At 45.8% G+C, this 23,006-nt stretch carries 19 protein-coding genes; 5 read left to right on the top strand and 14 right to left on the bottom strand.

The window, feature by feature from the left end:
- Positions 1-89 precede the first annotated feature (89 nt).
- Together KI655_RS21540 and KI655_RS21535 are read right to left on the bottom strand one after the other, a co-directional pair.
- A complete protein-coding gene (locus KI655_RS21540) occupies positions 90-3,365 on the bottom strand; it encodes a mechanosensitive ion channel domain-containing protein (protein WP_285408540.1) in 3,276 nt (1,091 codons plus the stop codon).
- A gap of 199 nt (positions 3,366-3,564) precedes the next feature.
- The gene (locus tag KI655_RS21535) at positions 3,565-3,801 is read right to left on the bottom strand and encodes a hypothetical protein (protein ID WP_285353431.1); all 237 of its coding nucleotides are present in this window, start codon (positions 3,799-3,801) and stop codon (positions 3,565-3,567) included.
- Between the two features lie 278 nt (positions 3,802-4,079).
- Here KI655_RS21535 and KI655_RS21530 point away from each other — a divergent pair, with 278 nt between their 5' ends.
- Positions 4,080-4,970 (top strand): LysR family transcriptional regulator, encoded by an 891-nt coding sequence (locus KI655_RS21530; RefSeq protein ID WP_285408539.1) that lies wholly within the window; start codon positions 4,080-4,082, stop codon positions 4,968-4,970.
- A gap of 138 nt (positions 4,971-5,108) precedes the next feature.
- Here KI655_RS21530 and KI655_RS21525 read toward each other — a convergent pair whose 3' ends face one another.
- The 5 genes from KI655_RS21525 to KI655_RS21505 all read right to left on the bottom strand — a co-directional run bounded on the left by KI655_RS21525 (position 5,109) and on the right by KI655_RS21505 (position 11,161).
- On the bottom strand, positions 5,109-5,627 hold the full coding sequence (locus tag KI655_RS21525; protein ID WP_285408538.1) for a membrane integrity-associated transporter subunit PqiC: 519 nt from the start codon (positions 5,625-5,627) through the stop codon (positions 5,109-5,111).
- On the bottom strand, positions 5,627-7,252 hold the full coding sequence (pqiB, locus tag KI655_RS21520; RefSeq protein WP_285408537.1) for an intermembrane transport protein PqiB: 1,626 nt from the start codon (positions 7,250-7,252) through the stop codon (positions 5,627-5,629). Before pqiB ends, KI655_RS21525 begins: the two co-directional genes overlap by 1 nt.
- A 24-nt stretch (positions 7,253-7,276) precedes the next feature.
- Positions 7,277-8,524 (bottom strand): paraquat-inducible protein A, encoded by a 1,248-nt coding sequence (locus tag KI655_RS21515; protein ID WP_285408536.1) that lies wholly within the window; start codon positions 8,522-8,524, stop codon positions 7,277-7,279.
- 194 nt (positions 8,525-8,718) lie between these two features.
- The gene (locus KI655_RS21510) at positions 8,719-10,068 is read right to left on the bottom strand and encodes a polysaccharide lyase family 7 protein (RefSeq protein ID WP_285408535.1); all 1,350 of its coding nucleotides are present in this window, start codon (positions 10,066-10,068) and stop codon (positions 8,719-8,721) included.
- 223 nt (positions 10,069-10,291) lie between these two features.
- Positions 10,292-11,161, bottom strand: a complete 870-nt coding sequence (locus KI655_RS21505; protein WP_285408534.1) for a LysR family transcriptional regulator — start codon at positions 11,159-11,161, stop codon at positions 10,292-10,294.
- Between the two features lie 110 nt (positions 11,162-11,271).
- Between KI655_RS21505 and KI655_RS21500 the strand changes: the two genes are divergently transcribed.
- Both KI655_RS21500 and KI655_RS21495 read left to right on the top strand, forming a co-directional pair.
- Positions 11,272-11,643 carry a nuclear transport factor 2 family protein gene (locus tag KI655_RS21500; protein WP_285408533.1) on the top strand — a complete coding sequence of 124 codons (372 nt, stop codon included), beginning with the start codon at positions 11,272-11,274 and terminating at the stop codon, positions 11,641-11,643.
- A 231-nt stretch (positions 11,644-11,874) separates the two neighbouring features.
- On the top strand, positions 11,875-12,606 hold the full coding sequence (locus tag KI655_RS21495) for an HAD-IIB family hydrolase (RefSeq protein ID WP_285408532.1): 732 nt from the start codon (positions 11,875-11,877) through the stop codon (positions 12,604-12,606).
- Between the two features lie 72 nt (positions 12,607-12,678).
- Here the strand turns inward: KI655_RS21495 and KI655_RS21490 are convergent, their stop codons facing one another.
- From KI655_RS21490 to KI655_RS21470, 5 genes are all read right to left on the bottom strand, one after another.
- Positions 12,679-12,891: a TIGR02450 family Trp-rich protein gene (locus tag KI655_RS21490; protein ID WP_285408531.1), complete on the bottom strand. Its 213-nt coding sequence runs from the start codon at positions 12,889-12,891 to the stop codon at positions 12,679-12,681.
- Positions 12,892-13,014: 123 nt separating this feature from the next.
- Positions 13,015-15,240, bottom strand: coding sequence for a TonB-dependent siderophore receptor (locus KI655_RS21485; RefSeq protein WP_285408530.1), 2,226 nt, complete (start codon positions 15,238-15,240; stop codon positions 13,015-13,017).
- Positions 15,241-15,593: 353 nt separating this feature from the next.
- Complete coding sequence (locus KI655_RS21480; RefSeq protein WP_285408529.1) at positions 15,594-16,064, bottom strand: DUF2846 domain-containing protein; 471 nt, start codon at positions 16,062-16,064, stop codon at positions 15,594-15,596.
- Between the two features lie 250 nt (positions 16,065-16,314).
- Positions 16,315-18,762 carry a molybdopterin guanine dinucleotide-containing S/N-oxide reductase gene (locus KI655_RS21475; protein ID WP_285408528.1) on the bottom strand — a complete coding sequence of 816 codons (2,448 nt, stop codon included), beginning with the start codon at positions 18,760-18,762 and terminating at the stop codon, positions 16,315-16,317.
- Positions 18,763-18,786: 24 nt separating this feature from the next.
- Positions 18,787-19,881: a NapC/NirT family cytochrome c gene (locus KI655_RS21470; RefSeq protein ID WP_285408527.1), complete on the bottom strand. Its 1,095-nt coding sequence runs from the start codon at positions 19,879-19,881 to the stop codon at positions 18,787-18,789.
- Between the two features lie 317 nt (positions 19,882-20,198).
- Between KI655_RS21470 and KI655_RS21465 the strand changes: the two genes are divergently transcribed.
- A complete protein-coding gene (locus tag KI655_RS21465; RefSeq protein ID WP_285408526.1) occupies positions 20,199-20,474 on the top strand; it encodes a nitrogen fixation protein NifW in 276 nt (91 codons plus the stop codon).
- A gap of 74 nt (positions 20,475-20,548) precedes the next feature.
- Positions 20,549-21,673, top strand: coding sequence for a M14-type cytosolic carboxypeptidase (locus KI655_RS21460; RefSeq protein WP_285408524.1), 1,125 nt, complete (start codon positions 20,549-20,551; stop codon positions 21,671-21,673).
- Between the two features lie 156 nt (positions 21,674-21,829).
- Here the strand turns inward: KI655_RS21460 and KI655_RS21455 are convergent, their stop codons facing one another.
- Both KI655_RS21455 and KI655_RS21450 read right to left on the bottom strand, forming a co-directional pair.
- Positions 21,830-22,186: a PilZ domain-containing protein gene (locus KI655_RS21455; protein WP_285408522.1), complete on the bottom strand. Its 357-nt coding sequence runs from the start codon at positions 22,184-22,186 to the stop codon at positions 21,830-21,832.
- Between the two features lie 192 nt (positions 22,187-22,378).
- Complete coding sequence (locus KI655_RS21450; protein WP_285408520.1) at positions 22,379-23,005, bottom strand: LysE family translocator; 627 nt, start codon at positions 23,003-23,005, stop codon at positions 22,379-22,381.
- Position 23,006 lies beyond the last annotated feature (1 nt).

The following is a 23,006-nucleotide window of genomic DNA, read 5'->3' as shown; positions in this document are numbered from 1 at the left end:
CTAGGCCCTTAATTATTGGTATTGATGGAACATGAAAAAGGCTGTCATAATCCACAATCGACAGCCTTCAGTTTTAATCAAATCTCGCTTTAACCGGGTTGATTCGGCCAATCGCGAACGTGAATGTCCATTTGTGGGAAGGCGATTTCAATGTTGTTCTCACGAAACAGCTTATCAATATTCTTGTTGATGAGGTGAATCGTCGTTAAACGGTGTTCAATAGCCGTGATATGGACACGTAATTCAAAATCTAGACTGCTCGCACCAAAGGCAAGAAACACCACATATGGAGAAGGCTCTTCAAGCACTAAAGGATTGTCGTTAGCAATTTGATAGAGAATCGATTCAACCTTCTCCACATCTGTTCCATAAGCGACGCCAATTGGGATCACAACACGGGTGACCGGATCGGTCAGCGACCAGTTGATCAACTTCTCGGTGATGAAGGCTTTATTCGGCACCACAATCTCTTTGTTATCCCAATCGATGATCGTGGTTGCACGGGTTTGTATCTTGCTCACAGTTCCTGACAGGTCATTAATCGTCACGATATCACCAATACGGATCGGTCTTTCAAACAGCAAGATCAAGCCAGAGATGAAGTTAGCGAAGATCTCTTGCAAACCAAAACCTAAACCGACACCAAACGCCGCCACCAGCCACTGCAAGCGTGACCATTGGAAGCCAAGCATCGCAAACACCGTTAGCACGCCGCCAACCAGAATCAGGTATCTCAATAATGTAGTAATCGCGTAGCCTGAACCCGGAGCAAGGTCGAGTCGTCTTAAGATAAGCAGCTCAAGCACGCCGGGTAAGTTACGCACCCCTACCATAGTCACCAATAGCGTGATCACCGCATAAATCAGCGATTGTATGGTGATGTCCACCAGCCTAGCACCCGTTTCGGTGGTTTCGCTCACCTGCCAAACCACAACATTATTTAGCTGACTGGTCATCTCTAACGCACTCGACCACAGGGTCAACAGCGCTATCACAAGACCAATCAGTGACAAACCTCGGAGCAAGGTGATGGATTGCTCACTGACCTGTTCACTATCGAGCGCTCGCTCTTCTACATCGGGTAAGGAGTCTCTCAGCTCCGCTAATTCTGGTGGTTCATCGGCTTGCTCTTGCTGCTGGGCAATCAACTCTTCTCGGCGTTCTAATAGGCGTTGATACGTGAGTTGACGATGCTCCAGCTTTAAGAAGCGCTCGGCTAGCTGATAGATAAACAAACCACCTAAAATGACGAAAATAGTCAGCTGCTGATAAATCAATAGTACCCAAGATGCGACATACAAACCGACAATCGCCATGGCCAGAATGCCAACAAACGATCCTAATACCACGGCTCGAATCACAAACAGCGATACACCTTGGTTAAAAGGCGAAGGAAAGGTGGAAGGCAGATGCTGCTTTTTGAGCAGTGAGCTATACACAGCTAGCATTGAGCCAATCAGCACTAGAAATAGGACTCGTGAAATCTCCGCCTCTTTGGTTCCTGCTGCCAGTTCAGCGGCATAAATAGAGACCAACAACAGGATTAACGGCCATCGAACGCGTTTCGCGCCAGAGTGCAAGTATTCGCAGATATAGCTTGGCCAGCTTAGGTGCAGATCCAGCACCCCTTTAGGCGAGCTCAATGAAAACAGTACTTCGACGACAAACAAGCCGCTCATGGCAGCGAACGTGATGGTTTTTATCTCCTCGGAGCTGGTGATCGGCCATATCCAATGCACAACATACGCCGTCACCCCAAACCATAGCGGTAAGGCGACCGCTCTTAACGATGCCATTAATGACAAAATCAGAGTAAAGCGGAATTTGTCTTTCAATGGGTGGCCAAAGATTTTCTGATATTCCAAACGCCGGCTAATCGCTCGTTTAGAAAAACGCACATAAAGGACAAACAACGTCGCACTGTAGAAAGCAATTAAGGAGCCAAGACTGATGAGTTGTTCTCGGGTTAGCTGATCAAAGCGCTCAATAAACGGACGCGGATCGCCCAGCCATACCTCGCGGTCAAAACTGGTGAGGTGCTCCCACAAAGGCACATTACTGCGGCTCCAGAGTTGCTGTTGTTGTAAGAAGGTGCGCGCACCATTGACCTCTAGGACATATTGGCTTTTTGAGGTCTGCAGTTTGCTGAGGGCGATAATCAATTTATCGTAGCTGTCTGTTAACTGCTTTAAAACAAGTTGCGTCAACTGGCTCAACTCATCAACGGGTTCTGTACTCTGCTGAATCTCAGAAACAGATTTGTTTACCGCAAGATCATCTAATGTCTGCCCAATTTCATACTTCCTGATGTGCGCATTCGCAATGCTGTTGGGAATTTCGCTGCTGTCGACAACCGCTGGCAATCGCTGTAGCTGAGCACGAATGGAGTCCCCAAAGGCGGTACTGTCACGCAGCCAATTGAGGTTATCCTTAATCAAACGCAGTTCACTGGTGAGGCTTCTTCGTTCTGAATCTACTTCATGTACTGTGATTCTCGCTTGGTCTATTTCAACCAGAACTTGCTCTAACTCCATTGCAAAATCAGTGAGTCGATCCACTCTTTGCTGCTCAGGGATCGTCAGAGTATCTCGCTGCTCTCTGAGCGTGTTGGCTTGATCAATCAGCTCACGCACCGATGCTTGTTCGACTTGAGTTAAACGCTCTTGAAGATCAACCACCAGCGGGGTCGCCAATTTGATTTTTCTATCTAGCAGCTGACGCTCTAATCGAACAATCTCGGTACGTTCATCCAGACTTTGTAACTCTGCGGCCAACACTTCTCGGTCAAGCTTTAAACCTGTAAGGTTACTCAGCTCTAACCACTGGTCGATCAATTCACCTTTGCCACTCTTTGCTAAGTTGGCTTTTTCGATCTGTCTATCGAGCTGAGCTAAGCTGCGCGGTAACTCCGTTCGAGCCGTGCCCAGTTGTTTGGCTTGTTCTGATTTGGCTTGATAAGAGGTGCGCCACTCGACCAATGCGGCTTGCAAGGAAGCGATGGCCTGCGACAAATCACTGAACTTAACGAGCTGATCCGTTTTGAAGATATCTAACGATTCAACATCGTTAATGTTGGTCATTAGGCGTTCGCGTTGAACAGGGAATTGAGTGATCGCTTTAAGGTAATTATCACGCTTGTTGCGTTTTTCTTCGTGACTTGCCACACCCGCCTTTAAGGTCTCATATTGACCAATAAGCCCCTCGTTTTTGGGATTCTCCGCGCTCAGTTTGGTGATTTCACTGTCTATGTATTCTAGATCTGGTAACGCTTGCGCCCACGCGTTCACGGTTGTCACCGCAACACACAATGTCAGTATCCATAACATCAAAGCCTTTGATGCATGACTAGGCCTCCAATTGAACACACTTTTCTCCCTACACAGGCTAACTAAACTTACCTAAGTGTAGGAACGATTTAACGATTCTGCTTTTTAATTCAATTAATTAGATGAAAATAAAACAGCCCGCACATTTTCAGTACGGGCTGTTCGATAAGACAATGAATTTCACAAGATTTTGGCTCTATAAAGGCTTAAGCTTCCTCAATACTGAGCACTTTCTGTGTTAGTCACGACGACCGTTAAGCACAAACTCATGCTTGTCAGAAGGTGTCATGAAACGCACACCACCGTCAGACGCTTCGTTGCGACCCTGCAGTTTTGGCTCTGGTGCAATGCGTTCAGATTGAACTTGGTTGTCTGAGGTAAGGGTCATATCAATCGTGCCTGTGTAGTTACCGTCAGAAGCAAAAGCAGTATTCATTGAGATTGCCATTAGACCTAGTGCGATTAGCTTTTTCATACATCACCTCATTTTTCTTTCTGTATTATTCGTTGAGTCGATATCAATTGCTGTTCAATTGAATCTTTCGTTTTGGTGTCTTCCGTTTCGATGTAGTTACTTTAGCGCTAAGCCCTTATTCTCACGAGGAAAACCAAGATTTCCAAAATAGAAACTCACTCGCGGCGCCCCATCTATCAAGGCACATAGATAAGTAAATAAGATTTTGACGTGCCCCTGTCTTTCCAACTAATACTTAAGATTAGGATGAGCGTATGGATGCGTATTCGGAGAAGGAAATGAACACCAATCTCGATATTCAAAATATTTTAGTGTTAAAGAAGATGTACGAGCTGCGCCATGTTGGATTGGTCGCTGACGCGTTGGGTAAGACCCCAAGTGCCATCAGCAAAAATCTATCAAAGCTCAAAACGCAGCTCGACGACCCGTTGTTCATTCAAACTAAACAGGGCTTTGAGCCCACTTCATTTGTGGAAGCGAACATTAAGCACTTCGACAGCATTCTTGATAGCGTTGCATCAATTAAACCCGAAGGCTTTTCGCCAGAAACCTACCAAGGGTCGATTAAGATCTATGCCAATAACCATTTTTGGCAACAGCTCGGTGATAAGCTGTATCTGGCACTGTTAGAGCAGGCACCTAAGGCCACCGTTTCATTTTTACATTGGGACAATAATGCAAGAAACCGACTGATTGATGGTGAGAGTGCGGTTGCGGCGCACTACTTTGATGAAGGGTTGCCTCAGTCTATTGCTCAAGCTGAATTTGGGCGAGGAACCGTAGTGTTCTTTGTTCGAAATGGTCACCCCGCAACCGAGTTCGAGGAGCTCGCTCAATACCCAATGATTATCTATAAATCTGCGGGCTGGAATGACAACAAGTACCCCTTGGTTGAGCGTCTGTCGAATATTGGCTTTAAATTTACACCAAAGGCCGAAGTTGCCCATCCACAGACAGTGCATGAGATTGTGATGCAAACTGACCACTTTGGTGTGATCACCGATGGTAGCGTGCCCAACGGATGCCGCAGTATTCACCTACCACAAGACCTAAATATTGAGCTCTCTTTCGTGATGAGCTGCCGACGCTCTCAACAATATGACCCGATTAACCAGTGGTTGCTGCGTATTTTAAAACAGACCATCATCGCCAACCGCAGTCAGAATTAACACAGCCGACATCCCCCACCGAATTAGGTTTGATTTAACGGGTATGTGAAGAATCAAACAAACAACAAAAAGCCCGCGTTATTGTTCATCTGAAGTAGATCAATAACGCGGGCTTTTTGAATATTAGACTGAGTACTTTTACTGATTAGAGCTTTGTTTTAATTGCGACTGAATATCGGCCAGCACCTCATCCAAGCCTTCCCCTAGAGCTTCGACAAGCGACTCATACCCTGACTCTTTTAACGGTGTCATAGATTCAAATTCCGCTCGTGCCAGTTCCACGTCTTCCTCGCTCAGTACCCAAGTTCCTTTTACTTCAGCATTACCAGTGTAAGAGCCGTTGAACTGTTCGAAAGTAATGGTCAACTCTTTATCCGATTCTCCTGATACATCGGAAGAGTCAATACGCTCTTCAAGCAGCCCTTCAAGGTTTTCAGCCCACACATGTTTACGCGCAGAAACCAGTTCATTTTCAGACTTGCGATACGCAATGCCGATAGTGTCGAGATAATCAGGCAAATCGACTCGAGTCTTCACCTTAAAAATCGGCTTATCCAATGTACTCTCTGGTAGAAGATAGGCATGAGTGCCATCTGTGGGAGAAGTGCACCCTAAAAGCCCGAACGATACAAACAGTGATATAAATAGTTTTCTCATTATTCCACTCCCTTAACTGGAATCGGGTCTTCTTCCGCATCGCTCCCAAACACCAACGCATTGGGTTTGTCGTTTAGTACTTTGATTAACGGGCGAAGCTCTTTAAGCACATGCTCTAACTCTTCAGATGCGCTAATGAGCTGTTTGTAAGCATCTGAGTCATCATCATAACTATCTAACGTCGCCTCAAGCTGCTTCATGGTTTCACTGATGTCTTGTGGCAAGGCTTTCGCTCCTTCGCTATCAAGCAGTTCATCCATACTCTTCAGCGTACTGTCTAACGAAGCCAATGAACCATTTAAATTTGCGATCGTGGCGTCTAGTGGAAGCTCATTGACCTTATCTAAGAAATCGGTGATCTGTTTTTGAATTTCCGTTAAACCACCAGCCACAACTGGGAACACGGGATAACCATCAAACTCTCTTGGTTCGTAAGGCTCTTCGTCTTCATAAAAGTTAATATCGACAAACAGTGCCCCGGTAAGAAGGTTACCCGTTTTTAAGGTTGCTCTTAGCCCCTCGCCCATCTGCAGTTTGACGCGTTCTGCAAAGGCTTCGGCATTCACGGCTTTGAATACTTCAGAAACTCGTTCAATTTCGAGTTTAATGAGAATAGGGATACGGTTCGAAACCTTGCCTTCTTTGTCCATACGTATCTGCAACGGCACGGTATCCACCGTACCAATTCGCACCCCTCGATACTCAACCGGTGCACCTTTTCTTAACCCACGGACCGACTCTTCGAACAGCAGTACGTAATCAAGTGACGTGGTGTATTTACCCTCTACTACCGCATCGTAATTATCATAAAGCGTGTACTCTTTTAGGTTCTCTTTGATTTGGGCCCCCGGTTTAATGCTCTCCGCCACATCAAAACTTACCCCACCAGTCAAAATACTCTCTATCGAAGCAAAGTTGACATCTAAGCCATTAGCACCAAACCTCACATCAATGCCAGAAGAGAGCCAAAACTGTGTTTTTTCAAAGATAAGCCCATCATAGGGAGCAAAGATGAAGAGTTGATATTTGCCCTCTTTCTTTTGATAGTCGAAACTGGTTTTCTCTACTCGCCCTACCACAAAACCATGATGCAACACGGGTTCACCGACTGCGAGCTGATTCGCTTTCTTATGAGAGACAACCACCCTGATCCCTTTAGTATCTGGCCCTGCTACTGGAGGTGTATCTAGCACATCAAACCTCAATTGGTCTTCACTCGATTTACCCGGTTTCAGCTCGATGTACGAGCCCGACAAAATAGTCTCAAGCCCACTAATACCATCGGTTCCGACATGCGGCTCCACGACCCAAAACTGGGTATCAGCATTGATCATACGAGAAGCTTTCTTGTCTATTTGAGCTTTTGCAATGATGTACTCATAGTCTTCACTCAAGGCGACATCGGTAATGGTACCCACATGAACATTCTTAGATTTAATCGCCGTTTTGCCCGCTTCAATACCAGATGCGTCCGGTAAGATCAGGGTGATCTCTGGCCCGCGATTATTGAAGTATTGAAACAGCATCCAACACCCCACCAAAACCGCAATGATTGGCACAATCCAAACTGGCGACAACTCGCTTTTTTTGGATACCTTCGCATCCGAAGTACTTTGCTTTTCCATCTGTTCCACACCTCTTTGAGGAGATTACTTCCATATAATTCGAGAATCGAAAATCATCGCTGATAACATCGTAAATATTACAACCGCCGCAAATGACAGCGCCGCAGGCCCCGGGTAAATGGCCATAACACCATCCAATTGAACCAATGCCACCAATATTGCAACGACGAAAATGTCTATCATCGACCAGCGACCAATGAATTCCGTCACGCGGTAAACCTTAAGGTAGCGATTCGCTTTTTGCTCAGTCAGCCCATGCACCCTTTTCGCATTCCAATACAGGTAAGCCAAGGCGACCATCTTCGCCATCGGAATGAAAACGCTCGCAATAAGAATGATCAGTGCCACGGGGTATGAACCCATATTCCAAAGTAAGATGACCCCCTCCATGATGGTTGAACCTTCACTGGTTCCAAATGCAGAGGTATACATCATCGGATACAAATTGGCTGGGATATAAAACACGACTGACGTGAACAACAACGCCCATGCGATTTGTAGATTTTTAACTGGATCAAAGCGATGCAAATGAGTATTACAACGAGTGCAATGGTGAAGGCTGTCGCTGTACTGGTGTACCTGCCCACAGATATGACAAGCAAGATGCTGCTTACTTTGAAATAGACTCCCGACCATTGGTTCTTGCGGGGCGTTATTTGGGACTAAGCGGTCCCACAGCCAACCAAAATCGACTAAAGAGATGGTCTTAACCACCAGCATGGCATAAATACAAAACGCCCAGAAAGACAAGCCCATTGAAACGTCAGCCAAGGCGGCTATCTTAATCAAGCTCACCAACACACCAATCAAGAACACATCGACCATCAGCCACGGCTTTGCCCAACTCAGAGACTTGAGAGCCAGAAATGTAAATCGATTGGAGGCATAGTTAATTCGTTTTTTGCGCTCTACCAACAGGCAGAACCACAAGGAAAGCACCAGAAAATAAGCAGGCAAAAGAATCACTGCCAAAAACAACAATATGGCGATCAAACTGTTATCCATGCGATTCATCATGTCGACCGCTTGATATAACGTGATCTGTTGGCTGATACCTTGAACGCTGAATGACATGTACGGAAAAGTCAGACTCATGATTAAGGTAATCAGGCTCGCCAACGCATACGCTATTACCCCCTGCTGCTGATGGTGTCCAACGCTCGATAAAGTATGAGAGCATCTTGGACAAGACGCTTCACTGCCCGCAGACAACTCTTCAAACTGACTGACCAGCCCGCATTCGTGGCATGACTTGGTAAAACGTTCAGGCAAAGACGTCCCCTTTGAAATTAATAAGCAACTAGACACTCTAGGTAACTATAAGTACGGGTTGGTTTTTTTGCCAATCTGCACACCATTAAAGGGGCTCGATATATTAGAAGTGAGAGGTGAAAAGATAAAAAAAGAGGTGACCAATTGGCCACCTCTACGTTAAGTATTCCAAGTTTCCTTATCGACTAAAAAAACTAGTTGTGACTATTTTCCAGCTGATAGAAGGTCACTTGCGCATAATCGCTGTCGTTACTGGTGTTATCTTGCAAGTAGATACCCGCTTTGAAATACATGTAGTTATCTTCGTCGTCATAACCACTGTTTTTCATGTCGACCTCTTTCGCTGCAAGCTCAGTCCCATTCTGACTGATGGTGGTAATCAACTTATCACCCTCAACCACAATCGAATATGAGAAGGTTTCATCCAGCACGATACCATCACTTGGGTTACTTTCACTGTTCAGGTCACCTGATGATGTCACCATGTTTCCAAGCAGGTTGTACCAAGTTTCATCGCCGCCCGTAGACTTCGAGGTTTCATGTGCAAAGTAGATGGCACCTTTGTCGTTGTTTGGCAGTTTATGATAGTAGAGACGAATCGGCTCATTCTTCTCTGCATGGATTTGACCAATCACAATTCGACCAACTTGTTCGGTATTTGAGGTGGTGGTTGTTACATGATTAACTGCCAAAGTGGCATTCAGTGTGCCGTCAATGCCACCAAAGGCGGCTTGCTCGCTCGAAGGAATCGAAGAGAACGCCCAGTTATTATCTTTGCCAGACGTTGAGTAAGACGTATCACCACGGCGTAGCATTTCACGCAGCTCAGTTCGCACATACTTAGTACCGCTTGATGTGGTAACCCCTTCCACTGGCGTATAGAAGACCAAGCCACCATCACTTCCAGTGTAGAAAAACTCATCTTCGTAGCCCGCGTCTAGCGTGTTCTCTTTGATTGACGTCGCGTAACCGTCGCCCTCATCGACAGGAATACTCACGTACCAATCCAACAGGTCAAAGTTGTCTGAAGGTGGAGCATTCGGGTCGAGGCCGTAATCTGGGCTGTCATTACCGTGAATTTCTACTTCGGTAATGTTGGTCCAAACGCTTTCAGCGCTATTCGAGAACACCTTAATTCGAAGCCAGCGAGCTTGAACATCTTCCACATCGTAGGTTTCAAATTGGGATGTCGTGCCACTGCTGTAGCCATAGTAAACCTTATCCCAGTTGCTTGAGCTCTCGTCGGCTAATGCCCGAATCTCAAACTTGTAGGTTTGCTGTTCACCTTTGCCCCAAGCGATCTTAACGTCTTGAACGTTTTGAACAGAGCCGAGATCGAGAACCAGATTAACCGGAGCGTTTTGCGCCGCCCAACGGGACGACCAATTAGTATCGCCGTCGATAGCGTTTGAAGCAGGATAGGAAGAGTGTGCCCCACCCCAATCTGATGCAGACTGAATCGTTAATGTTTCAGCGGCAACACTGCCAGAAAAAAGAGCAGCAAGCACGGCATAAGACAGCGGTTTGCAGGGTTTAAAAATCATACAAGTCTCCATGATTTGTTTCACGTTTATTATTTTATTTTCATAGATTGCACAGCGTCCTCTGTGCAACGACAAATAATATAGATGAAGATTTGTACGACAAGTTAGCTAAACATCACACTAATGAATTATTATATTACAAATATCTTAATGTGTGATATCACCCACCCTTATACCAGAAGGTACATCTAACAACGCGGCGATATCATTGTTGAGGTTAATATTAGGGAGTCAATTCGCGAGAGAGTCGAGTCTCTAGCGCTTGTATACACAAAGACACAGCCGGCGGTGTATGACGAGAATAAGGGTTTAAGGCATAGACGGTATTGATTGGAAGCTGATGATCCGGAAGAAGATTTACTAAGTCGCCCCCAATCTGACGGAGATAGAAATCCGGTAGCACACCCACGCCAGCCCCTGCCTTAATCAGTGCGACACAGCTATGGATCGAGTTCGTGACGCAGTTTGCTCGTTTATGCAGACTAATGTTCTCGACTGTATCTGATATAAAATGATGCTCAATGTGCTTGCCTTGCCATGCATTCGCAACATATGGCAACTCACTGACTTGTCGATTCTGCATTTCAGCCACACCACATAATTGATCTCTAAAACCGCCTAAACGCTTTTGTTTTAGCGTGCTATCGGGAGAGCTGCCAACACGAATCGCAAGGTCGATATCATTATTCATGAAGTCGAGTCGCTTATCATCACTCAGCAGCTCAGGTTGCAGCTTTGGATAAGTTTTCATGAGTTCTGCTATCACTGGCGCGACGAGCACATCCATCAATGCATTCGGTGCAGTGATCCTAATTCGCCCTTGTGGCTCTCCTTGTTCTGCTTGTGCCACTTCCCACGCAGAATCTGCCAAGCTATTGAGGTCTTTACAACTTAAGTAAAAACGCTCGCCCATTGGAGTAAGAGTTTGTCGACGAGTCGTTCGCTTTAATAAAGCAGAGCCCAACTCTTGCTCCAACTTTTTCAAGTGCTGACTGACCACAGATTTTGAAAGGTCGAGTTTAGCCGCTGCCGCAGAGACAGAGCCTTGCTCGACGATGTGCGCGAAGATCGACATCTGTCTTAGCTTATTCAATTTATTGTTCTCTTTTTATAAACAGTCATTTCTATTATCTCTGTTTTTCAAATTAAAGAGTAGACCTAAACTGTATCCCAGTTAATCAACACGACAAATTGGAGTTAGAGATGAGTAATCAAGTATTAGAAGCGTGTAAGAAAGGTATCGCAGCGTGGCAAGTTGCTTTCAATAGCCAAGACGCAGCTGGCTGTGCAGCCCAGTACAACGAAACATGCGTGATGCATGCACGCCCATTTGGCACCTTTGAGGGGCGCGAAGCAATCCAAGGCTTTTGGCAGAACATCATTGACCAAGGCTTTAAAGACGTTGATTACACCGATGTGAAGTGGGAAGAGCACCAAGATGGCGGCTACATTCTGACATCGAGCTGGACCATGAATAAGGCGTTTGGCGTTGTACACCGTGAACATTGGGTTATTGAAGAAGATGGTCACGCTCGCCTAATCAGCGATGACTTCGAAGTGCAAGGCGAACGCTAGAAGCTAGAACAAGAATACGTCTCAGGTCGACCTCTATGTAGTGGTCGGCCTTTTTTGTTTTCCCCTCCGACAATCGTTTTGCAATCAATTAAACAAAGCAAACACACCGAGTGTGATACTAGCGGCAAACTGATCTTTTTGTCATAGCATGACGTAATCTGACCTTGTTATTCACGACTTAGTAGGCCAACCTTGAATGAGGTAATGGCGGACGTTAATGGAGCTAAAACAATGATTAAGATGCTAGTGTGTGATTTCGATGGCACGTTAGATGGCGGTTCATCTGATGGTGTCAATCAACTGTTCGACTACTTAAGTGACCAGCCTAGCATTCGTTTTGTCATTGCGACCGGGCGGACTCTGCCCTCTATAAAAGTCGGTTTAGCGTCCGATAACTACCCAACACCGCACAGCATCATTAGCGACGTCGGTACTCAGATTCACCATCATCAGCCTATCCACCAGCCTGACACACACTGGCATCAACAGCTCAAAGCGACGTGGGACAAACAAAAGGTCGAACAAGCTTTGTGTGATTTCGATTTTATGGGAAAACTCGATCCTAACCATCAAGGCGACTACAAGGTAACGTTTGAAGGGTCTCTCACACCCCATCAAAGAGAGCTAGTTGCTCGAGCTCTTGCCGCTCATGGTGCGCAAGTCGATCTCACTTACTCCCATGACTGGTATTTGGACGTAACGCCGAAAAACGTCAATAAAGCCTCAGCCATCCATCACCTACTAAAACAGCATGACCTCAACATTGATGAAGTTTGCGTAGCGGGTGACTCAGCCAATGACACATCGATGCTGACGATCAATGGCGTTAACTCAATATTGGTCGCCAATCACTACCCTGAAGTCGCACACCTTTCACAACGTGACAATGTGTACACCAGTAAGGCAACTCATGCAGCGGGTGTTTTAGAGGGGCTGCAATACTGGCAAGGTCAACCGCGATAGTATCCTATGCTTGTCGATTGAAAGTCGAGGGATAATGAGAACGGCCAAGGCAATGGAAGCTCGAGATTAGGCTCACTTCCAACCCATTTTCCACTGTGAGTTGTCTGTCAGATCATGCCAATCTATATCACGTGCTCGCTTCGTCATGACTGCTTCAAGAACACAGCGCACAACCACATCTTCTTCGAATTCCATCTCAGTGATCATGAAGTGTTTCTCTCGATTGACTGGAGAAACTGCCGTCCACTTACTGTGCAGTAACTTCCTGGGGTTGATTCGATTCATACTACTCTCCTACTTTCTGATTTTGTCTATAAGCTTCAAAGAGTTATTTAGATCACTTTCAAACAAAAAAAGCATGGTGCAACTATCACCATGCTTTCAAACTCACCTGCGTTTAAGTGAAAATTACCAGTCGTAAGTCAAGCTCGCGATAACATTGCGACGGTCGCCGTAGTAACAGTAATAATTACAGGTTGCGACGTACTCTTTATCAAACAAGTTCTTTGCAGCGACTTGCAGTTTGTAATCAGCAAATCGGTAGCTCACGGTTGCGTCATAGAGGGTATAAGACGGTACTTTATTTTGTTCAAAGTTATCGCCATAAGTTTCGCCAATGTATCGAACGCCGCCACCGATGCTCAATCCATCTAGCGCACCATCAAAGAACTGATACTTCGCCCAAGCAGAACCAATCATATCGGCCACTTGTGCTGGCGTTTTACCGACTTGATTCTGATCTTGGTCTTTAGTGATTTCAGAGTCTACAAACGCTAGGTTACCGATCAGCGTCAGTGATTCAGTCACGTTAGCTACAGCGCCCAATTCAACGCCGCGGTTACGGATTTCACCAATTTGATTGACTTGGTTGCTGCCAGTAATTACATCGACAACGTCTTTCTTAGTCGCCTCATATACCGCGACATTAAACTGCCCTTCAAAACTCTTAGGTAGGTATTTCACACCCGCTTCGTAGCTCTCACCACGTTCTGGTTTCGCCGCTTGATTGGCAACGGAGGTTTTGATGATAGGCTCAAAAGACTGTGCATAACTAAAGTAAGGTGTGAACCCTGCCGACGTTACATACGCGACACCTAGATTGGTTGTCCACTCCTCGTAATCCGCTTTAACTGTATTACCAGTGGTCTTATTAGATTGCTCATTTGATGTGTCGTCGTAACGAAGCCCAGCTTGAACAATCAAATCATTAAATCGAATTTGGTCTTGAATGTAGAAGCCTAACTGACGATTCTTAGTGACTGAATTTTGCAGGTCAGCATCAGACACAGGAGATAGAGTCGGTGAACTTGGGTCAAGCAAGATAATGTTGTTTGTATAACTTGGGTTGTAAACATTGAAGGTTGGATCATAGACACCTAGCCCAGTTAGTACATTGCCATCGGCAACAATCGGATCCGCGGCATAATCATTACTATCAATGTCGATCATTTGGTAGTCAACACCCGTTAGTAGGGTATGCTCGACAGATCCAGTTCTGAAGTTAAACACTAATCGATTATCGGTATTAAAGGCATCTGAATGTCCTTCCTCTGTAGACGCCTGACGAAGCACCGTTTGTCTCGACCCTGTAGGATCTAAAGCTGCACCAAATGTTGGGTGATCCGCGGCATACATCAGTGAATAAATCTGCTTTAAGTTAATATCCATACGGCTATAGCGTGCTGACTGACCAAAGCTCAATGCTGAATTAAACTCATGGTTAAACTCATACCCTAAAGAGAGCTGCTCACGTTCGAAGGTTTCCCAATCTGGGTTACCCACTGCCGTATCATCCGAGATTTTACCGTTAGGGTTATCGGTTAATGTCCCTTCCATAGGCAAGAACTGTAAGTATGGGTCCGAATCATCTTCTTGGTAACTGGCTAGGAATGTGATGTCTGTTTTGTCACTCATTCTCCAAGTGAGTGATGGCGCGATCATCAATCGTTCCGCTTCTACATCATCCACCTTGGTGCCGTTCTTTCGGCCAAGCGCCACTAAGCGGAATGCCACATCATCACTCACCTCTGTATTCACATCCAGAGTCACCTGTGTACGGTCAAAAGAACCAACATCAATGCCCACTTGACCTGAACCCCCATCAAACTGTGGGCGCTTACTGACAACATTAATCAGACCACCCGGTGGGTTTTGTCCATATAGCACAGACGCGGGACCACGGAGTACTTCTACACGTTCTAAAGCGAACGGGTCAATTTGCCAACTGTAGAAACCCGCAGAGTAAAGGCGTGTCCCGTCTTGGTATAAACCCGTACCTGCTTGCTGGAAGCCACGCACAACAAACCAGTCTTGTTTGTTATCTTCGCCAAAATAGTTAGTTTGAATACCCGGAGTATATTGCAAAGCGTCTGAGATACTGATCGACGCTCGATCATCCATTTGCTCACGAGTGACTACAGAGATAGCTCTCGGGGTTTCATGGATAGCCAACGGTGTTTTGGTTGCGGTTTGGCTTTTCTCGCCGACATAACTAAAGTCCGGGCCAACAGCAGTGTCATCAACTTGTTGTCCAATCACGATGACGGTTTCGTCTTCTTCTGCATGAGCAACTCCTCCACTCAGCAGTGCAGTCACTGCAATTGAAAGCGGGGTGAGCTTAAATTGCCACTTCATTCCTTTCTCCTTAACGAAATCCACACAAATAAATGTTGAATGCAAATTATTATCATTAATATTCATAAGCGAGAGATAGTAATCAGTGAAATAGCGAATGGGAATTTATAAATCAAACAGATACCAATAAAGTGATCGATAGCACATGTAAATGGTTGACTATGTGGTTAATTGCATTGGGAGAACGTTGAATAGCCCTGTAAGTAAGATGCTAAGGAGCTAAGAAAAAGACGTGGTTAACGGGAGGGATAAGATCTACAAGAAATAAAAAAGCAAGCTAAGTATTGCTACTCAACTTGCTCTATCGATTCGCTTCAGTAAACATCAGTGCTAAAAACTGATTTGTCGCTACACTACTCCGCTGAAGCGGTACAAATGCCTTTCACTGCTAGGTCTGTTTTAGCGACTTCTGCTTTGCCTTTCTCTTCATCAACTGGCTCTAGTGCCGCACCGCCGACAAACACACCCATTTTGATGTACTGCTGAACAAAGTAGTTGCGGCCTTCTTCTGTGTACAGAGTGATGTCGTTAGCGGAAAATTCTGATTCTGTACTGATGGTGTGCTCTTTATCACCCGCAACTTCTTGGTAGAAGAATACGCCCGGAGCCGTTTCGCCAATACACTCACCATTGATGTAAACATCTTTCTTCAAAGCACCGCCAAGGTGTGAATTGTCACGATACACGTAGACGCCAGATTTACCCTCAGATGGTGCATCAAACTGTTTAAGTTGATTCGATTCTGATTTATCAGCCGTTGGAACTGTTGCACAACCAGACAGAATAGACAGTGCAAATGCACTTAAAATAAGTTTAGTTTTCATTATGTTACCTTTGCCAAATTACGTATTTGTATAATTCATCGAGATAATATATTTCTAACATTATAAAATCCTGCAGTTTTATAAACCCACGCGACTTGGGTAACAGAATGGGTAAAGAGGCTGTTTAAATTTTTAGGTTGCCTCACAAAAAGTGAAGGTGTTTTATCTCCATTTTCAGTTGTAGTTAGTTGTTTTTCATAAAAAAAGCCAGCTATGCGCTGGCTCTTTGGATTAGATTTAATGGGGTCGATTATCCGTTTTTAGGTGGGACAAACGCCGTTAGCTCTAATGCTGGTCCTGTGTATTTCTCGATCTTCACTAGCGCGGAGTTCGCTGCACAGCCATTTGCTAGGCGTGACGTTGGAATGTCTAGCGTCAACACGTTAGCACCACCGTTTTTACATAGACCTGTCTCTTTATCAAGATCTGGCCAGCCACCCTCGTGAATACAAACAGCACCTTGCTTAATACCATCTGTTACCAAGGCACCGACAAGTACCTGACCACGGTCATTGAATGCGCGTACTAGGTCACCAGTTTTGATACCGCGTGCTTTCGCATCTTCGGTGTTGATCGAAATAGGTTCACGGTTCGCAATCGCGTACTCATCACGGATCTTCGCGTAGTTGAACTGGCTGTGTAGACGGTGCGCCGCGTGCGCTGTCATCAGTTGCAATTCACCATCTTTTGATTTGCCGAAGAACTCTGTTGGCTCCATCCATGTTGGGTGAGCCGGACAATCTTCCAGTTTGTAACCTTCAATCGTCTTAGAGTAGATCTCAATCTTACCTGACGGTGTGCCTAGCGGATTCATTACTGGGTCTTTACGGAAGTCTGCATGACGAACGAATTGAGCTGCCTTCTTATTGAACTTCATCTCAATCAGTTGGTTGTCATCCCAGAACTTACCGAATTTAGGCATACGAACGCGCGCTTTCTTACCCGCTTGCTGAGCTGCATCGTAGAAGCCTTTCAGCCAACCCATTTCATCTTTGCCTTCAGTAAAGACATCACGGCCACCCGGTTTGATCATCTCTGCCATATCAGCAAATACGTCAAAGTCATTACGCGCTTCACCTTGAGGCTCAACCACTTGCTTCATTGGAACTAGGTGTTGGTTTGAGTAGTCACCAGTCATCGTCATATCATTACGCTCAAATGAGGTCGTGATTGGTAGGACGATATCGCCGTGTTTCGCTGCCGCAGTCCAGTAAATTTCAGAGATAACCACCAGCTCAGGTTTCTGCCATGCATCGATTAGACGGTTAGTGTCTTGGTGGTGAGTAAAGTTACCACCGCCTGCCCACCAGATCATCTTGATATCAGGGAATGTAAGTTCATGACCATTGTGCATGAATTTAGCACCTGGATTCTCTAGCGCTTCAACAATACGTGCCACAGGGAATGAGTTCACTGCGCCTGAAACTGCCCAATCGTTACCCGCAGAAGAACCACCACCGATAGAAGCAGAAATGGCAGGAAGTACACCCGCATCGCGAGTTGGGTTACCACCGTTTGAGTAGTGGTAAGAAAGACCAAAACCACCGCCTGGTAGACCGATCTGACCCAGCATAGCGGCTAGCGTTACTACCATCCAGTGACGTTGCTCACCGAACTGTTGACGTTGAATACCCCAACCTGCCATCAGCATAGTGCGGTTTTCGCTAAAGATGTCAGCCAACACTTCCATCTGCTTAGCCGGTACGCCAGTGATCTCTTCAGCCCAAGCCGGAGTCTTCTCAATTCCGTCTTCTTTACCCATCAGGTACGCTTCAAACTTGTCGTAGCCTGCTGTGTACTTGTTTAGGAAATCTACATCGTGTTTGCCTTTCTTAACCAACGAGTGAGCAATACCCATCATCATCGCCACGTCAGTCATTGGACGTGGTGCAATCCACTGAACAGCGTCACCAAAGAATTCGATGGTTTCCGACTTCATTGGGTCAATCGCAATGATAGTCTTGCCTGATTTTTTCAGCTGGTTGAAGAACTCTAAGCCAGAGCAGTCCGTTGAGCTCCATGCGATCTTAAGCGTGTTCAGAGGGTTCATACCCCAAAGAACGACCACATCAGAACTCTCTAGAACAACTGGGTGTGTCGTTTGCTGCTCGTACACCTCAATCGAGCCCATAACGTGAGGCATGATCACTTGTGCAGCACCTGTCGAGTAATCACCTAGGTGACCCGAGTAACCGCCCGCCATACTCATGTAACGTTGTAGAAGAGTTTGCGCCTTGTGCAGCACGCCACTTGAACGCCAGCCGTAAGAGCCTGCAAATACAGACTCAGCGCCGCTCTCTTTACGAATACGCATATGCTGTTCGTGGATCAGCTTGTACGCTTCATCCCAAGAAACACGAACAAACTCATCATCACCACGCTTGCCTGTTGGCGCAGCTGGATTCTCTAAGAACCCTTTACGAACCATAGGGTATTTGATTCGAGCTTTAGTATGAACTTGATCTGGGCCTGTTGTTTGTAGGCTGTTTGGCACTGTTTGAGCAAGTGCATTGGTCGTTGATACCAGTTTGCCATCTTTCACTTCACAGAGCATTGGCCCCATACGACCAGCGGTTAGAACGCCTTTGCCACGCTTGTTTGCAGCTGCGGCTGTCATTGGTGTGAGCGATGTGAAGGCTAGAGCCCCGGCTGCCATGCCTGTTCCTTTAAGGAACCCGCGACGAGTAATATCAGTCATTATTGTTATCCTTTCGTTTCTAATTTAATGGCCAGCCACATCTTTGGCGTGGTTCTGGAAGAATTTGGTTAGAAGTTCTAAGTCTTCAGAGGAGATATCGGTGCGGTCACCCATGCCTTTCGCAACTGGGCCCCATGCGTTAACCGTAAAGTGGCCTGCTGGAATTTTTGCGTGACACGTAGCGCAGTACACGTTGTCGAGCTCTTCTGCGTAGTCCCAGATAGGCTCAAGAGAGTCCAATACATCTGCATCGATCTGCGCTGTAATTGCTGCTGTACGCCACTCATTGCCGTATTCATCAGCGTGGTATTCACCGGCTTCTACAGCGTTTTGGCCCGCTTCTGTCAGCATTGCGACGATAGCGCGTTGGCCTTCACCGTAGTAAAGCACTTGTTCGGCACCTTTCATTTGGTAAGCATGCAGCTCTACTGTGCGTTGCGTGCCTTCTGTCGAAACAACATCCAGTTTCGCCGTCGGGTTAATCGTGCCAAGCTCACCCATCTCGATGGTTTCAACTGGGTAAACCACTTTTGCATCTGGTGATGTTTTCTCTGTGAACGCCATTAAGTTATCGAACGCTTCGCTGTCCATTTCTGGCTCTGGAGCAAAGTGCGCCACGCCTTTATGACAATCAATACAGGTTTGCTTGTTCTCTTGAGCGTAAGCGTGCATTTTGGCTGCGTCTTCAGATTGCTCGTAGCTGTCCATCGCATCAAAGGTGTGGCAAGAACGACACGTTGCTGAGTCATTTTCACGCAGTTGTGCCCATACCGTTTCGGCCATCGCCATACGGTGTTCTTCGTACTTCTCTTCGGTATCAATTTTGCCCGTCACAAATTCGTGATAGATGTCCTTAGAGGCTCTGATTTTTGTGATTACGTAGTCAATAGGATCCGAAGGAATGTGGCAATCTGAGCATTCTGCTCGAATCCCTTTGGCGTTACTGAAGTGAATAGAACCTTCATATTCTTCGTATGGGATCTGCATGGTGTGACAAGAAACGCAGAACTCTGTGCTTGATGTGTAGTGCATGACCGCAGCCGTGCCCCCTAACGTCAACCAGCCGATTCCTATACCTACAGCGGCGATAACAGCGATGTAACGTTTTTTAATAGACATATTTAGTAATCATCTTTAACAATTAGTTGCAATTGCGATCAGACTAATACTTTAGGGCTACCCCTTATTGATTTGAGTCATAAATTGTCATTATTCATAATAAATATGGCGTACAGTGGGAGCTAGATTCAAGATTTCATAACCTCTGAATGCGCACCCAATATAAATATCAATAGGTATATGCGAATCCTATAAACAACCCAAATAAATCCAAATTAACTGCGCGCCTAAAAAGCCATCTTTTCAGGGGTTATATCAAGTTAAAATTCCGTTAATTGAGTTAAAGTCATCGACAATTTCTGAACCATGAGACGATGATGAGTCAAACTGAACTTCTGCAAAAAATTGCTGGTTTTACCCGTATTGAACAGGCGCTTGATTATTTTGAGATTGGCTTTGATAGCCGATTTATAGAAGAGAACTGTACAGAGTTAGTAAAACGCTTTAACGGCTACCTGATTTTGACCAAACCTGATGATTGGTTTTCAGGCCGAAGAGCACTCAAAAACGCCTACTGTAAGGTTCAGCGGAGTAAGTTAGACAAACATACGCGCTCAGCGTGTCGCGGTTGTACATCCTGCCAGCGTCGTTAGGCCAGTTCAGAGTAGTTTGGTTGAAATGAAGTGTGCTAATCTTAGTGCAACTCAACCACGAGATAATAACTACAATGAAAATTTTCAGTAATTTCGAAAGCGGCAACATCAATGTCGTTAACGCAGATTCACCACAAAACATCCAACTGACCATTCCAGCAGATAAACACACCGATATTGCGCAGTGGTTTCACTTCCGCCTAGAAAGTGAGGCGCAACTTGCTCACCACTTTGAAATTCAAGGCCTAGCAAAATCGGCATACCCTGAAGGTTGGAAAGACTACGATGTGGTTGCTTCTTACGATCGCGAAGAGTGGTTCCGCATTCCTGCAGACTTCGATGGCGACACTGTAAAGTTCGACATCATCCCTGAACATGAGTCAATGTTCTTTGCTTACTTTGCGCCTTATTCTTACGATCGCCACCAAGACCTGCTGCACAGCGCACAAACACACCCTGCATGTAAGCTAGAAACACTTGGTGTGACTAACGACAACAATGACATCAGCCTGCTGACGATTGGTGAACCAAGCCCAGAGAAAAAGAACATCTGGATCATTGGCCGCCAACACCCGGGTGAGACAATGGCAGAATGGTTCATTGAGGGCTTCTTACAGCGTCTTCTCGATGAAACTGACACGGTTGGTCGCGCGCTGCTGGATAACGTAGTGATCCGAGCGGTACCAAACATGAACCCAGATGGCAGCATCCGTGGTCACTTGCGTACCAATGGCTTAGGCGTCAACCTAAACCGTGAATGGCAAACACCATCAATGGAGCGCAGCCCAGAGGTTTACTTAGTGCGTGAGCGTATGCTGGAAACCGGCGTTGATATGTTCCTAGACATTCACGGTGATGAGGCTATCCCTTATAACTTTGTTGCAGGTAGCGAAGGTATCCCATCTTACGATGCGCGCCTGAAAGGCCTTGAAGATCACTTCAAACAAGCTCTATTCACGATCACACCTGAGTTCCAAGACGAGATTGGCTACGATAAAGATGAGCCGGGCAAAGCGAACCTGACTGTAGGCTCTAACTGGGTAGGCGAACAATTTAAGTGTCTTTCTTACACGGTTGAAATGCCATTTAAAGATCACATTAGCCACGCAGATGAACTTTACGGCTGGTCGCCAGATCGCAGTGTCGCGTTTGGTCACGACATGCTAGCAGCTGTTTGGGCGACAGTGCCAAAACTGTAACCCCTCAAACCATCTGCAGGTAGCTTAATACCATCTACAGTTAGCTTTACAGAGTTATCATCACTGTAAATACAAAAAGCCCGAGAGTTCTTTCACTCTCGGGCTTTTTAATGTTCTCAACGACTTTAATCGACTCAGCTACTTTAATCTACTCGCCTATGCCGCTCTTAAACTTGCGAAAAATGCGGGGTAGCGTTGGCGAATGTGGCGTTGTTCCGACACCATGTCTTTAAAGCTTGGGCCACGAGATAATTGAATAATGACTTCATTACCATCAAAGCGTAATACCGCGCCAGTGACATCGACCTGCTTTTCATCATGTAGATCGAGTGTACCCGCCATCGAGAGTCCACGATAAAAGTGACTGACATTTCGTGTCATGACACGCACGCCCTTCTCCGAGACCTCACTGACCTGAAACAGCTCATCTTTAATGCGCATGATCGGCCTAGCCCCCTTCGGGTATTTTAAGCGGTAGTACTGACGTTTTTGGGTAAATGCCCCGTCACTCATTTATCTGTCTCCCTGCCTGTGATGTTGTGTACCAATAAACATCAACTCAATATCCATTCAGCCAACATCCATTCCATCAATCAACCAGTGAATGAAGATAGCACAAATCATAACTCTATTTAATTATCGGCCACGCTAGTCAGACCTTTAGCGCGAATATCCATGCGTTAGAAAATTTATAACTCACTGAAATTATAGCTGAAACAAAGCCAGTTGTACGCTGAACCCCACGAACAGGCATCCACAGACTAAATTCAACATTTGCGACGTACGTTTTTGTGTCAGCAGTTTTTTGAAGGTATCGGCCATAACAATCACCACCAAAAACCAAGCCGCTACGACTGTTGCTTGTAAGCCACCTAATATTAAGCTCTGTGTGATCACGTGCTCAGGAGAGACAAACTGAGGAAAAATCGATAGGTAGAAAAGCACAATTTTAGGGTTAAGCAGATTCGTTAACAGCCCTTTGGTGAACTGCTGGTACAGATGTTGCCCCGAATTTTTGACCACAGCGAGCACACCATCTTGAGCAAACCTTGCTGCCTTAAAGTGGTTGTAACCAAGCCAAATAAGGTAACAGACACCAAGCCACTTCAATCCTTGGAACGCCACTGGTGTTTGCGTTAGAAGCAGGCTCATCCCATTTGCTGAGATAAATGCGTGGAACAGAAATCCTAGCGAAACACCCAAGATATTAACAAAAGCGAATAGCTTTCTTTGAGTCAATGCGGTGCTTAAAACCAAAAGTGCATTAGGCCCCGGGATCACAGCAATAAAAAACACGATGACGACAAACAGCCAGATACTTTCACCGCTCATG

It is taken from the genome of Vibrio sp. D404a (assembly GCF_030248535.1).
In the GTDB taxonomy this organism is placed as follows: domain Bacteria; phylum Pseudomonadota; class Gammaproteobacteria; order Enterobacterales; family Vibrionaceae; genus Vibrio.
Note: the sequence above shows the minus strand (reverse complement) of the source record. Positions and strands in the feature narration are given on the sequence as shown.